Annotated in this window: 13 protein-coding genes; 4 read left to right on the forward strand and 9 right to left on the reverse strand. The window is 71.7% G+C overall.

What is annotated here, in order from left to right:
• Positions 1–58: 58 nt before the first annotated feature.
• Both BMY61_RS27070 and BMY61_RS27075 read left to right on the forward strand, forming a co-directional pair.
• The gene (locus tag BMY61_RS27070; RefSeq protein WP_042450420.1) at positions 59–625 is read left to right on the forward strand and encodes a gluconokinase; all 567 of its coding nucleotides are present in this window, start codon (positions 59–61) and stop codon (positions 623–625) included.
• Entirely contained in the window at positions 622–2,031 is a 1,410-nt protein-coding gene (locus BMY61_RS27075; protein ID WP_082015159.1) for a GntP family permease, read from the forward strand. Before BMY61_RS27070 ends, BMY61_RS27075 begins: the two co-directional genes overlap by 4 nt.
• A gap of 197 nt (positions 2,032–2,228) precedes the next feature.
• On the opposite strand, the gene BMY61_RS27080 is transcribed toward BMY61_RS27075, so the two are convergent.
• The 4 genes from BMY61_RS27080 to BMY61_RS27090 form a co-directional block, all read right to left on the reverse strand.
• Positions 2,229–3,776: a TROVE domain-containing protein gene (locus BMY61_RS27080; protein WP_042450418.1), complete on the reverse strand. Its 1,548-nt coding sequence runs from the start codon at positions 3,774–3,776 to the stop codon at positions 2,229–2,231.
• 349 nt (positions 3,777–4,125) lie between these two features.
• Positions 4,126–4,308 carry a DUF6011 domain-containing protein gene (locus BMY61_RS45275; protein ID WP_042450416.1) on the reverse strand — a complete coding sequence of 61 codons (183 nt, stop codon included), beginning with the start codon at positions 4,306–4,308 and terminating at the stop codon, positions 4,126–4,128.
• Positions 4,305–4,727: a HEAT repeat domain-containing protein gene (locus tag BMY61_RS47925; RefSeq protein WP_342342539.1), complete on the reverse strand. Its 423-nt coding sequence runs from the start codon at positions 4,725–4,727 to the stop codon at positions 4,305–4,307. The genes BMY61_RS45275 and BMY61_RS47925 overlap by 4 nt, the downstream gene beginning before the upstream one ends.
• A gap of 204 nt (positions 4,728–4,931) precedes the next feature.
• The gene (locus BMY61_RS27090) at positions 4,932–5,147 is read right to left on the reverse strand and encodes a hypothetical protein (RefSeq protein WP_042450415.1); all 216 of its coding nucleotides are present in this window, start codon (positions 5,145–5,147) and stop codon (positions 4,932–4,934) included.
• A gap of 212 nt (positions 5,148–5,359) precedes the next feature.
• On the opposite strand from BMY61_RS27090, the gene BMY61_RS27095 reads away from it, so the two are divergent.
• Positions 5,360–5,761 (forward strand): guanyl-specific ribonuclease, encoded by a 402-nt coding sequence (locus tag BMY61_RS27095; protein WP_042450414.1) that lies wholly within the window; start codon positions 5,360–5,362, stop codon positions 5,759–5,761.
• 259 nt (positions 5,762–6,020) lie between these two features.
• Here BMY61_RS27095 and BMY61_RS27100 read toward each other — a convergent pair whose 3' ends face one another.
• The 5 genes from BMY61_RS27100 to BMY61_RS27120 all read right to left on the reverse strand — a co-directional run bounded on the left by BMY61_RS27100 (position 6,021) and on the right by BMY61_RS27120 (position 12,238).
• Positions 6,021–7,067, reverse strand: coding sequence for a TIGR01777 family oxidoreductase (locus tag BMY61_RS27100; RefSeq protein WP_042450413.1), 1,047 nt, complete (start codon positions 7,065–7,067; stop codon positions 6,021–6,023).
• Between the two features lie 131 nt (positions 7,068–7,198).
• A complete protein-coding gene (locus BMY61_RS27105; RefSeq protein WP_042450412.1) occupies positions 7,199–8,785 on the reverse strand; it encodes a glycerol-3-phosphate dehydrogenase/oxidase in 1,587 nt (528 codons plus the stop codon).
• 108 nt (positions 8,786–8,893) lie between these two features.
• Positions 8,894–10,423: a glycerol kinase GlpK gene (glpK, locus tag BMY61_RS27110; RefSeq protein ID WP_042450411.1), complete on the reverse strand. Its 1,530-nt coding sequence runs from the start codon at positions 10,421–10,423 to the stop codon at positions 8,894–8,896.
• Between the two features lie 104 nt (positions 10,424–10,527).
• Positions 10,528–11,241, reverse strand: coding sequence for an MIP/aquaporin family protein (locus tag BMY61_RS27115; protein WP_042450410.1), 714 nt, complete (start codon positions 11,239–11,241; stop codon positions 10,528–10,530).
• Positions 11,242–11,455: 214 nt separating this feature from the next.
• The gene (locus tag BMY61_RS27120) at positions 11,456–12,238 is read right to left on the reverse strand and encodes an IclR family transcriptional regulator (RefSeq protein ID WP_042450408.1); all 783 of its coding nucleotides are present in this window, start codon (positions 12,236–12,238) and stop codon (positions 11,456–11,458) included.
• Between the two features lie 142 nt (positions 12,239–12,380).
• Here BMY61_RS27120 and BMY61_RS27125 point away from each other — a divergent pair, with 142 nt between their 5' ends.
• Positions 12,381–12,890, forward strand: coding sequence for an NUDIX hydrolase (locus tag BMY61_RS27125; RefSeq protein WP_042450407.1), 510 nt, complete (start codon positions 12,381–12,383; stop codon positions 12,888–12,890).
• Positions 12,891–12,902: the final 12 nt, after the last annotated feature.

The raw sequence follows: 12,902 nt of genomic DNA on the forward strand, positions 1-12,902 counted from the left end.
ACCTTTGGACGACACTCTTGTGCGACCGGGCGGACCGGACAGAACGGAGCACCAAGCAATGGCTCTCAGCGTCGAGAACCAGCGGAACCAGCGGCCGGCCGGCCCGGCCCCCGCGATCGTGGTGATGGGCGTGGCCGGCGTCGGCAAGACCACCGTCGCCATGGGCCTCGCCGAGCGTCTCGGTCTCCCCTACGGGGAGGCCGACGACTTCCACCCCGCCGCCAACATCGCCAAGATGGCGGCCGGCATCCCGCTCGACGACGCCGACCGAGAGCCCTGGCTGCGGGCCATCGGCGCCTGGCTCGCCGAACGCGTGGCGGCGGGCACCGGCGGCGTCGTCACCTGCTCGGCGCTCAAGCGCAGCTATCGCGACCTGCTGCGCGACGCCTGCCCGGACGCCTTCTTCCTCCACCTGACCGGCGCGCACGCGCTGGTCGAGGAGCGGCTCGCGCACCGCAGCGGCCACTTCATGAAGGCGTACATGCTCGACTCCCAGCTCGCCATCCTCGAACCGCTCACCGCGGACGAGAACGGCGCGGCCCTGGACGTCGGCCCCACCCCCGAATCCCTCGTCGAGTCCGCCGTGGCGCTGCTGCCACGGCCTGTCAACGGAGACCTCGCGTGAGCACCACCCTGCCCGCCCGCTACCTCGCCGACGCCGCCCCGCCCGCGCTCACCCACAGCAGTAGCCAGGGACAGCTGCTGTTCGCGGCGCTGCTCGGCATCGCCGTGATCGTCCTGCTGATCACCCGGCTGAAGCTGCACCCGTTCCTGGCGCTCACGCTCGGCTCGATGGTCCTGGCCGCCGTCGCCGGGGCGCCGCTGGACAAGCTGACGAGCAGCTTCGCCACCGGCTTCGGCGCCACCGTCACCAGCGTGGGCCTGCTGATCGGGCTCGGCGCGATGCTGGGCAAGCTGCTGGCCGACTCCGGTGGCGCCAACGTCATCGCCGACACGGTGCTGGCCCGCTCCACGAAGCGGACACTGCCCTGGGCGATGGCGCTGATCGCCGCGGTCCTCGGTCTGCCGCTCTTCTTCGAGATCGGTGTGGTGCTGCTGATCCCGATCGTGCTGCTGGTCGCGCGACGCGGCAACATACCCGTGCTGCGCGTCGGCATCCCGGCCCTGGCGGGCCTCTCCGTCCTGCACGGGCTGGTGCCGCCGCACCCCGGCCCGCTCGTCGCGGTCTCCGCGCTCCACGCCGATCTCGGCGTCACCCTCGCGCTCGGCCTGCTGGTCGGCATACCCACGCTGGTGATCGCGGGCCCCCTGTTCGCCCGTGTCGCCGAGCGCTGGGTCGGCCCCCTGGAGATTCCGACCCGCACCCTGCCGAGCGAGGACGCCTCGCAGCGTCCCGAGCGCACCCCCGCCTTCGGCGCCGTCCTGGCCACGATCCTGCTGCCGGTCGTGCTGATGCTGGCCAAGGCGCTGGTCGACGTGGTCGTCGACGACCCCAAGGCCGGCGTCGAGCGGGCCTTCGACTTCATCGGCTCCCCGCTGATCGCGCTGCTGCTGGCCGTCCTGGTGGCCATGTTCACCCTGGGCCGGGGCGCGGGCTTCACCAAGGAGCGGATCTCCACGACGGTGGAGAAGTCGCTGGCCCCGATCGCCGGGATCGTCTTCATCGTCGGCGCGGGAGGCGGCTTCAAGCAGACCCTGGTCGACGTCGGCGTCGGCGACGCGATCAGTTCCTGGGCGGACAAGCTCCACATCTCCGCGCTGCTGCTGGGCTGGCTCGTCGCCGTGCTGATCCGCCTCGCCACCGGCTCGGCGACCGTCGCCACGATCACCGCGGCCGGCATCGTCTCCCCGCTGGCGGTGGGGATGTCCACCACCCACACCGCCCTGCTGGTCCTCGCCGTCGGCTCCGGCTCGCTCTTCTTCAGCCACGTCAACGACGCGGGGTTCTGGCTGGTCAAGGAGTACTTCGGGATGAGCGTCGGCCAGACGGTCAAGTCCTGGTCGGTGATGGAGACCGTGATCTCCGTGGTCGCGATCCTGCTGATCCTGCCGCTGGGCCTGGTCCTCTAGCCTCTCCGGATGCGGCCGCCCGCGATGTGTGTGAGGCTGGAGAACGAGCGGATAGATGGAGCGTGCGAGTCCTCCCAGCTCCACTTCATGGGGCTGTAGCTCAAAGCAGAGCGATCCGCTCCCTTGCGTGTCAGGACGAGGACGGCCCCCGCCGAAGCGGGGGCCGTCCTCGTTGCGTCGTTGCGTCGCTGCGGCAGTCAGGCGGCCGCCTGCTCCCAGGGCCAGGCCGCCTGCGCCCCGCTCTCCAGCAACTGGACCATCCGAAACGCCTGGTCGGTCAGGCCGCCGAAGGTGTGCCGGTTCGCGGCGCCGGAGGGGCCGTGGCCGACCCGGTAGCCGGCCAGGTTCCAGGTGTAGACCGGGACGTGTGCCGGGACCTGTGCGGTCGGGTCGCCCAGGCGGCTCGGCGCGTACTGCTCGTCGGTGACGATCAGAACCCGGTCGTGGCCGCGGTAGTGCGCCCGGACCGCCTCGGCGGTGTTGGTGCCGCCGAGGTTGCCGAACCGCTCCAGGACCCGCAGCACGGACTCGCCCGGGGCGACGGGAACCCGGCGGTGATTCGTGCCGAACTGGACCAGATCCGCCCGTGCGGCCCGGAGCGCGACCGCCGTGCCGAAGATCGCGGCGCTGTCGGCCCGGTTCAGCTTCGACTGCTCGCTGGCCCGGTCGAACATGCTGCCCGAGCGGTCCACCATCACTAGCGTCCGGCCGGGCAGGGCCGGGACGTGGGCCAGCGAGTGCGCGAGGGCCTGCTCCAACGCCCAGGCCCAGCGCAGCGACGGCGCGTGCTGGTAGGCGGCCAGGAACCGGAACGGGAACTGGCGCGAGCGCGCCACCTGCTCCGGGTCGGCCAGCCGGGCCGCGACCTGCTCGGCCACGGCGTCCGAGACACCGGCCTCGTCGAAGTTGCGCAGGTTGCGCAGCAGCGCCATGTAACCCATGGACGGGATCACGGCCTCCCAGGCCGCGGCGTCCATCGGCCCCTGGAGCCAGCCCGCGAGCGCCTCCCAGCTCACCCCGGCCTCGGCCAGCCGCGCCGCCCCGTCGGGAGCGGTCACGACCGCGCGCCGCCGGTCGACCGGGACGGCCATCAGCGACCGGTGCGCCGTCAGCATCCGCTCGGACGGCGGGGGCACGGCGGTGTCCGGGTTGTGCCGGCGGTCGAGCGCGTAGCGGAACAGCTCACCCTGCCACGGCTTGTCGGCCGCTGGGGCGGCGTGGACGAGGTTGAGCACGTCGGCGAACCGGTAACCCTTCGACGCGGTGTCGTACTTGAGCAGCGCCTTGCCGGTGTACAGCCGCTGCACGGCGTCGGCGATGCCGCGCTTGACGGGCTTGGGCACGTTCCGGCCGTGACGTGCGGTCCAGTAGGCGAGCAACTCGCCCGGCTCGTCCGGCCGCTGCAGCACGGAGGCGACGACCTGACGCGACCGTCCGTCCAGCCCCGCCTGCAGGCGTGCCTTGGCGAACTCCGCCGCACCGACGAGGGCCGCAGTGCGCAGGTTGCCCTCGCCGCGCAGCCAGCCGAGCAGCCCGGCGGTCCAGTCGGGATCACTCACGGCCAACTGCCGGACCAGCTGCGTGTACCGGTCGTCGCGGTCGCCGCCGCTCTCGTAGAAGGTCTGCTGGCCGACCATGTTGGCGACCGCGAGCAGGAAGAGCTCGCTCTTCTCGGTCCGCAGGAATCCGGCGCCGCCCTCGAAGGTGGCGGCGCGGCGAGCGGTCCGGATGTTGAAACGGGACATGGAAAACCCCTGAGGGTCTCAGGGGAAGGAAATGCACGGGTGCCCGAGATCAGGATTCGGCGACGGTCACAGACTGGTGCTCTGTCCGATTGAGCTACCGCGGCCGGTGAAGGCCGAGAGCGGGATTCGAACCCGCAACCGCCAGTTCCGAAGAAGGATCCGTTGCCTGCGCACCGGGCACCCGTGCATGTTCCTCCCGAGGTCAGTGATGGTCTCCGGCGGATTTCTGGAAAGGAAGTAGCCGGGACCTTCGCACCGGGAGGTGCTTTCTGGAGTTCGCGCCAGGCGAACGAGTGAAACCGTATCGGAGGAAGAGCCGCTCGCGCCGCCGAGTTTTTCTCCGTCCCTTTCAAAGGCCCGGGATTGCCTCCTGCTGGCGTCCTCGCGGCGGTTCGGGGAGGCGGAGTTCGGTGCAGACGGGCCCGTGGCCCCGGGCGCGGGAGGCCGGGTCGCGCAGGGGGCGGCCGCAGCCCGTGCAGCGCACCACCGCCTCCTCGACGGCGGAGGCCGGGATCAACGCGTCATCCGTCACGGCATCAGCGTAGGGGCGGCGTCATGTTTCCGGCTGCGCGGGCGAGTGCGTGGACGGGTGCGCGTGTGGATGGTGCCGCCCGGCGCGTACCAGCCGGCCTTCTTGCGCACCGTGGGGCTCGGGTCCTGAGTGTGCGACCGCTCGAGCGCGGCGGCCGCTCGGGCGTCGGTGTGGACGAAGCGGCCGACCAGCTCGGCCGCCCGTGCCCGGACGTGCTCGTCCGGATCGGTGGCGAGGTGGCGCAGCGCGGGCTCGAGCACCAGCCCGGCCCCGGGCGCGCAGGTGTCGCCCTTGCAGCGGTCGCAGGCCAGGGCATGGAAGGCGGCGATCCGGACGCGCGGGTTTCGGGGTCGTCGGCCATCATGGCGAGCTCGCCCATGGAGTCGAGGTCGACCAGGTGGTCGAGCAGGCGGCAGCAGCCCTCGCGCGCGGCGGCGTCACCGCTCCGCAGGCCGGTGCGGATCGCGTCCAGCGCGTCGGCGCCGCGTCGCAGCAGCTCGTGGTGGGCAGCGACGGTGCGCTGCGGATCGCCCAGGCAGGAGACCAGGGCTTCGTTGTCCGTTCTGACGAATCCCAGCATGGACCGAGTGTCAGGACGCGAGTGCGGTCCTGGCAAAGGGATTTCAGGGCTGGGTGGGCGACTGCGGCTCAGCCGGCTTGGAGTGCTTGGCCGCGTCGCGGCGGCCGAGGCGGCGTCCGAGGCGCAGACCGACGAAGAGCACGGCGAGGACGAAGACCACGCAGCCGATGATCAGCAGCCAGAACAGGCCTTTGACGATCACGCCGAGAAACCCGCAGACGACCGCGATCAGCAGCAGGAACAGGAAGACCGCGAGCATGGGGCCGCTCCTCGTGGGTGGGGTCGGGCCTCTCCAGTGTCGTCCGGACGCACGCGCGGCGCGCGTCGGCGGCTCGGGGCGGCGGCGCCGGGGCGCTACGCGCGTCACCCGCGCGACATCTTCTGCACGATCAGATGTTGCACAGCAAACTTCCTGTGAAGAGGTGTCATGTTCCCTTCCAATGCCGGCGGCTCACCCGGAGACTCGTTGGCATGAACATCTCTCTACGCGCGTTGAACCCGCGCCACGCCGCCCTTCTCCTCGCCGCCGGTCTTCTCGCCGCGACCGCCCCCGTTCTGCTGCCCGCCACCAGCGCGCACGCCGACGTCAGCGGAACCGTCTGCCAGTCCGCGCTGCCGTCGCAGGCCGACGACACCCTGAACCTGATCGCCCAGGGCGGGCCGTACCCGTACAGCCAGGACGACTCCGTCTTCTCCAACTACGAGGGCGTCCTGCCGAGCGAGCCCTACGGCTACTACCACGAGTACACCGTGGTCACCCCGGGCAGCCCGACCCGCGGCGCGCGCCGCATCGTCGTGGACGTGCCGGACCAGATCGACTACTACACCGACGACCACTACGCGACCTTCGAGCAGATCGACTTCACCTGCTGAGAGCCGATCGCACCGGGCCCGGCGGACACCCCGACCGCCGGGCCCTCTCTCGGTGGTCCGCCTCTCAGTGGTCTGCGAGGCCCAGGTCGAGGCCGAAGGCGATGAGGGCGGTGCCCGTCGCCGCGTCGAGAGTGCGGCGGGCGGTGGAACGCCTGGTCGGCGCTGAGCCAGCGCTGCGGGTCCAGCGACCGGAGCAGCCCCGGCGCAGCCGGTGGGCGCTCCGCGGACACGCGCCGGCCGACGGCGACCGCCCGCCACCTCAAGGCTGGCGGACCTGCTCGTCCCATGGTTTCTCCCCCGTACGCGCAACGCCGTGGGGGATCGTTGGCCCTCCCGGTCCACCCGTCTGGATCGTTTCGGAAGGCGCTGCGATCCGGCGGCGGTGGACCAGATCCTCCGCAGCCTCCGTCCACTGCGCGTGCTCGAAACGGAACCCCGCCTCGCGCAGGCGGCCGGGCACCACCCGGCGGCTCTTCAGCAGCAGCTCGGTGTCGGTGCGCAGCGCGAACGCGCCGAGCTCGGCCATCCAGCGGGTGGCCGGCAGGCCGACCGGCACGGACCAGCGCCGCCGCAGGGCCCGCATGAACTCCCGCTGCGGCAGCGGCTGCGGCGCGGCGAGGTTGACCGGACCGTCGATGTCGTCGTGCTCCGCAAGGAACAGCACGGCCCGCACGAAGTCCACGTCGTGGATCCACGAGACGTACTGCCGTCCGCCCGCCACCGGGCCGCCGAGGCCCAGGCGGGCCAGCCACGACAGCACGTCGAAGACGCCGCCGCGGTCGGGGCTCATCACCATCGCGGCGCGCAGGGCGACCTTGCGGGTCTGCGGGGTGGCGGCCAGCTCCTGTTCGCGTTCCCAGTTCCGAGCGATGCGGACGCTGTACTCCCAGTAGCCCGGCACGTCCGGCTCGGTGCCGCCGATCAGGCCCGTCGCCTCGTCGTTCGGGGCGTCGAACCGGTGGGCGTAGACCGTGGCCGTGCTCATCTGCATCCAGACGCGCGGCGGGCGCCCGGCCTTCGCGATCGCCTCGCCGACCACGCGCGCGGACTCGACTCGGGAGTCCATCATCTGCTGGAGGTTGGCTTCCGTGTAGCGGCAGCTGACGCTGCGGCCGGCGAGGTTCACCACGAGGTCCGCCCCGTCGACGGCCTCCGCCCACGGGCCGAGGGTGCGGCCGTCCCAGGCGAGCTGCCGCTCCCGGGTCGGTGTGCGGGTGAGCACGACCACCTCGTGGCCCGCGGCCGTCAGGGCCCGGTCCAGGATCGCGCCGACCTGCCCGGTCCCGCCGGGAAGTACCACCTTCATTGCGCCCGCCCCCTTGTGCACGGTATTGAACGCGTTCAAAAAGCGTTCGGGTTCACCATACGCGCAGGCCCCGCCGTCGACGACGGCGGGGCCAGGGGAAAAGCGGAACCAGGGGAAAAGCGGAAGGACGGTCAGGCCTGCGGGAGGCGGGTTGCCAGGAAGGCGTCGATCTCGGCGCGGACCTCGGGGGTGTCCAGGCCGCGGACCGTGCTCGTGGTGCGGCGGCGCAGCACGTCGTCGGCGGTGGCGGCCCACTCGTGGTCGACGGCGTACGCGACCTGCGCCCACACGTCCGGTCCGTCCGGGTGGATCCGGCGGCCGAGCGAGGGGTCATCGTCGATCATGCGGGCCAGGTCGAAGGAGAGCGTGCCGTAGTGGGTGGCCAGGTGACGGGCGACCAGCGGGTCCATCCGGGCGCCGGGCTCGCGGTCGACCAGCAGGCGGTGGGCGACGGCGTTCGGGCTGGCGACGCCCGGCAGCGGGACGGTGCGCGGGATGGTCGACATGTCTTCCGCGAGGCCCGTGCCGGGGACGTGCGCGAGCTTGTCGAGCACCACGCGGCCGATGTGACGGTAGGTCGTCCACTTGCCGCCCGCCACCGACAGCATGCCGCCGCGGCCCTCGGTGACGACGGTCTCCCGCTTGGCGGCGGCCGTCTGGCCCGGGCCACCGGGCAGGACGCGCAGGCCGGCGAAGGAGTAGGTGATCAGGTCCCGGTCCAGGTGCTCGTCGCGGATCGCGTGCGCGGCCTCGCCGAGGATCTGGTCGACGTCGGCCTGGGTGGCGCGCACGTCGGCCGGGTCGCCGGTGTACTCCTCGTCCGTCGTGCCGAGCAGGACGTGGTCCTCCCACGGGATGGCGAAGGAGACGCGGTACTTGTCGATCGGGATGGTCAGCGCCGCGTTCCAGGGCGCCTTGCGCCTGAGCACCACGTGCGCGCCCTTGGACAGGCGGATGCTGGGCGCGGCGTTCGCGTCCTCCATCGCGCGCAGGTGGTCCACCCACGGGCCGGTGGCGTTCAGCACCAGCCGCGCGTCGACGCCGAACTCCTCGCCCGTCAGCCGGTCGCGCACCTCGGCGCCGGTGACCCGGCCCCCGGTGAAGCGCAGGCCCTTGACCTCGGCGTGGTTGAGCACGACCGCGCCGGAGTCGACGGCGGCGCGGACCGTCATCACGGCCACGCGGGAGTCGTTCATCTGGTGGTCGCCGTAGACGGCGACGGACCGCAGGCCCTCGGTCTTCAGCGCCGGGACGGCCTGGCCGGCGCGGGCGGCGGTGGCCACGTGGCCCATGCCGTCGCGGAACGCGGACAGCGCGGAGTAGAGGAAGACGCCCGCGCCGAGCTTCGGCGCGGAGTGCGGGCCGCCCTTGTAGACCGGCACGAAGAAGGTGAGCGGGTTGACCAGGTGCGGCGCGACGTCGGTGGACAGCGCCCGGCGCTCCTTGTGGTTCTCCGCGACCAGCTTCACCGCGCCGGTCTGCAGGTAGCGCAGACCGCCGTGGACGAGCTTGGACGAGGCGCTGGAGGTGGCCCCGGCGAAGTCGCCGGCGTCGACCATCGCGACCCGCAGGCCGGACTGCGCCGCCGTCCAGGCGACGGCCGTGCCCAGGATGCCACCGCCGATGATCAGCAGGTCGTAGGTGGCGCTGCTGAGCAGCTCCCGCGTCTGCGCGCGGTCGGCCGTGCGGTTGGCCCCAAGGGTCGGCATGGTGTGCATGTGGGAAGTTCCCTCGAATTCCTGAAGGTCGTGCCGGTGGCGCGGCGGAGCCCCTCCCCCCGAGAGGGGCCGCGCCGCGCCGGTGGTCCTGCGGTGGGCGTCGGGACGTCAGTGGCCCGACGGCTGGTCCTCCTCGATCCAGCCCATGGTCCGCTCGACGGCCTTGAGCCAGTTCTTGTACTCGCGCTCGCGCGTCGCCTCGTCCATCCGCGGGGTCCACTCCGCGGCGCGGTGCCAGTTGGCGCGCAGGGTGTCGAGGTCGGGCCAGAAGCCGACGGCGAGGCCGGCCGCGTAGGCGGCGCCCAGCGCGGTGGTCTCGGCGACGTACGGGCGCTCGACCGGGACGTCGAGCACGTCCGCGATGTTCTGCATGAGCAGGTTGTTGCTGGTCATGCCGCCGTCGACCTTGAGCGCGGAGAGCGTGACGCCGGAGTCCTTCTCCATCGCGTCGACGACCTCGCGGGTCTGCCAGGCGGTGGCCTCCAGCACGGCGCGGGCCAGGTGACCCTTGGTCACGTAGCGGGTCAGGCCGGTGATCACGCCACGGGCGTCCGAGCGCCAGTACGGCGCGAACAGGCCGGAGAAGGCCGGGACGATGTAGGCGCCGCCGTTGTCCTCCACCGTCGAGGCCAGCGTCTCGATCTCGGCGGCGGTGGAGATGATGCCGAGCTGGTCGCGCAGCCACTGCACCAGCGAGCCGGTGACGGCGATGGAGCCCTCCAGCGCGTACACCGGGGCCTGGTCACCGATCCGGTAGCCGACCGTGGTCAGCAGGCCGTGGTAGGAGTTGACGATCTTCTCGCCGGTGTTGAGCAGCAGGAAGGTGCCGGTGCCGTAGGTGGACTTGGCCTCGCCGATGTCGAAGCAGGTCTGTCCGAACAGCGCCGCCTGCTGGTCGCCCAGTGCGGAGGCGACGGGCACGCCCGCCAGCTCGCCGACGGCCTCGCCGTAGATCTCGGCGGAGGAGCGGATCTCCGGCAGGACGGACAGCGGCACGTCCATGGACTGCGCGATCGACTCGTCCCACTGGAGCGTGTGCAGGTTCATCAGCATGGTGCGGGACGCGTTGGTCACGTCGGTGACGTGCTTGCCGCCGTCGACGCCACCGGTCAGGTTCCAGATGACCCAGGTGTCCATGGTGCCGAAGAGGATCTCGCCGCGCTCGGCGCGCTCGCGCAGGCCCTCGACGTTGTCCAGCAGCCAGCGGATCTTGGGGCCGGCGAAGTAGCTCGCGAGCGGGAGCCCGGTCTCGCGGCGGAAGCGGTCCTGGCCGACGTTGCGGCCGAGCTCCTTGCAGAGCTCCTCGGTGCGGGTGTCCTGCCACACCAGGGCGTTGTGGACCGGCTTGCCGGTGTTCTTGTCCCACAGGACGGTGGTCTCGCGCTGGTTGGTGATGCCGATGGCGCGGATGTCGTCACGGGTGAGCCCGGCCTTGGCCAGCGCGCCGGAGACGACGGACTGGACCCGGGTCCAGATCTCCTCGGCGTCGTGCTCCACCCAGCCGGGCTGGGGGAAGATCTGGCTGTGCTCCTGCTGGTCGACCGCGACGATCCGGCCGTCGGCACCGAAGACGATGCAGCGGCTGGAGGTCGTTCCCTGGTCGATGGCCGCGATGTACTGGCCGTTGCTGGTGGTCATGGCGTCCTCGTTGACGAGTGGCGGGCAGGTGCGGGGGTGGTGCCTCGGGAGAAGCCTGGCGTACTGCGCAGAAGCCTGGCTTACGCGATGCCTTGTGCGGTGTGTTACGCGAAGGCCGCGTTGTAGAGGCCGCCGGCGATCAGGGCGCCGATGACCGGGCCGACGACCGGGATCCAGGCGTAGCTCCAGTCGGAGCCGCCCTTCTTCGGGATCGGCAGCAGCGAGTGGACCAGGCGCGGCGCCAGGTCGCGGAACGGGTTGATGGCGTAGCCGGTCGGGCCGCCGAGCGACAGGCCGATGCCGACGACCGTCAGCGAGGTGATCAGGATGCCCAGGCCGGACAGGCCGAGCTCCTTGTTGAGGCCCTGGGTGAGGATCAGCAGGCAGAGCACGGCGGTGCCGATGGCCTCGGTGACGATGTTCTGGATCGGGTTCCGGATCTCGGGGCCGGTCGCGAAGATGCCGAGGGTGGGCTCGTCGTTCTCGTTGAACTGGCCGAGGTAGGTGAGCCAGACCAGGAACGCGCCGATCGCCGCGCCGACGAACTGGCCGGCCAGGTAGAGCGGGACGTGGCTCCAGTCGCCGGTCTTGACCGCGATGGCGATGGTGACGGCCGGGTTGAGGTGGGCGCCGGACAGCGTGCTGGACGTGTAGGCGGCCACCAGCACGGCGAAGCCCCAGCCGAAGGTGATGGCCAGCCAGCCCGCGCCCTCCGCCTTGGACCGCTTCAGGGTGACAGCGGCGCAGACCCCACCGCCGAGCAGGATGAGGACGGCGGTACCGATCAGTTCGCCGAAGAAGATGTGGCTGTCGGACACAGCGGCTCCCAGGGTGCGTATTGCGGCTCGCGTTCGACAATGTCGACCGCTGTGCGAAAACTACGTGGGTGTAAGGCGTGCGTCAAGGCTGCGATCACGCCTGCACCGAGCCAGGCAAAAGGTGTGAACCGGCGCACGCGAACACGCCGAACGGCCCACGCCGGTCGTTCCGGCTGCGGGCTGGGGAGTTGGGGGGAGCGGGGGAGCGGAAGGGCTAGAAGCGGGGCGCGCCCAGGTCCCGGGAGATGGCGCGGGCCGCCTCGCGGACGGAGACGACCAGGTCGGGCCGGACCGGGCCGATCCTGCCGTCCGGGCCCGTCGTGCAGACCCGCTCGACCGGCCCGTTCAACGCGACCGCGCCCACGGGGTTGCGCCGCCGGTCCTGGATCAGCGCGCCGATGGAGGCCACCCCGGCCCAGGTCTCCTCGACCGCCGCGGCCCAGCCGCGCTCGCGGATCGCCGCGGCCTCGGCGTCGATCACGTCCAGGTCGGTGACCGTGTGGGCGGTGAACGCCTCCCGCTCGCTCTCGACCAGCTCGGCGCGGGCCACCGGGTCGAACGCGGTCAGCACCTTGCCGAGCGCGGTGCTGTGCAGTGGCTGCATGCTGCCGACCTCCAGCACCTGCCGGGTGTCGTCCGGTCGGAACACGTGGTGCACGATCAGCACCCCCCGCTGGTGCAGCACGCCCAGATAGACGGTCTCCCCGCTGGCCCGGGCCAGGTCGTCCGCCCACACCAGCGCGCGGGCGCGCAGCTCGTGCACGTCGAGGTAGCTCTGTCCCAGACGCAGCAGCTCGGCGCCGAGCTGGTACTTGCCGGAGTCCGGGTCCTGCTCGACGAAGCCCTCCTGTTGCAGGGTGCGCAGGATCCCGTGCGCGGTCCCCTTGGCCAGGCCGAGCGCGTTCGCCACGTCCGAGAGACCGAGCCGCCGCTCACCGCCGGCGAGCAGCCGCAGGATCGCTGCCGCGCGCTCCAGCGACTGGATCGACCCGGCCATCGAGGTACCTCCGCGCACTTACTGTTGGGAACATCGTTCGACAATGCCGACGCTGCTTTGCTTGACACAGAGTCTGCCAGAACTGTCGCCCGTTCCTCGCGCCCATGCGGGCCTGCGCGGTCGCCCGTCTAGGATCCCCGGCATGGCTACCCCTGAGTTCGTCTCCGAATTGCGTGCACTCGTCGGCACCCGTCCGCTCTGGCTCAGCTGTGCGATCGCGGTGGTGCTGGATGCCGACGGCAGCCGGGTGCTGCTGGGGCGTCGCGCGGACAACGGCCAGTGGGCTCTGGTCGGCGGCATCATCGACCCGGGCGAGCAGCCGGCCGACGCGGTGGTGCGGGAGTGCTTCGAGGAGACGGGCGTGGTCGCGGAGCCGGAGGCCCTCACCTCCGTCACGGTGTCCGGTCCTGTCGTCTACCCCAACGGCGACCGGACGCAGTACCTGGAACTGACCTTCCGCTGCCGTGCGGTGGGCGGCGAGGCGCGGGTCAACGACGACGAGTCGACCGAGGTGCGCTGGTTCGGCCTGCGGGACCTCCCTGACCTGGACGAGGCGAACCGCCGCCGCCTCGCCCTCGCGCTCGACCCGCAGGCCGTCACCGCCTACGACTTCTCGGGGCTCGCGTCCGTCCTCGGCGACGGCGCGAGGTGACCACCGGGTCCC

This window comes from Streptacidiphilus jiangxiensis (assembly GCF_900109465.1).
GTDB classification, from domain to species: Bacteria; Actinomycetota; Actinomycetes; order Streptomycetales; family Streptomycetaceae; genus Streptacidiphilus; species Streptacidiphilus jiangxiensis.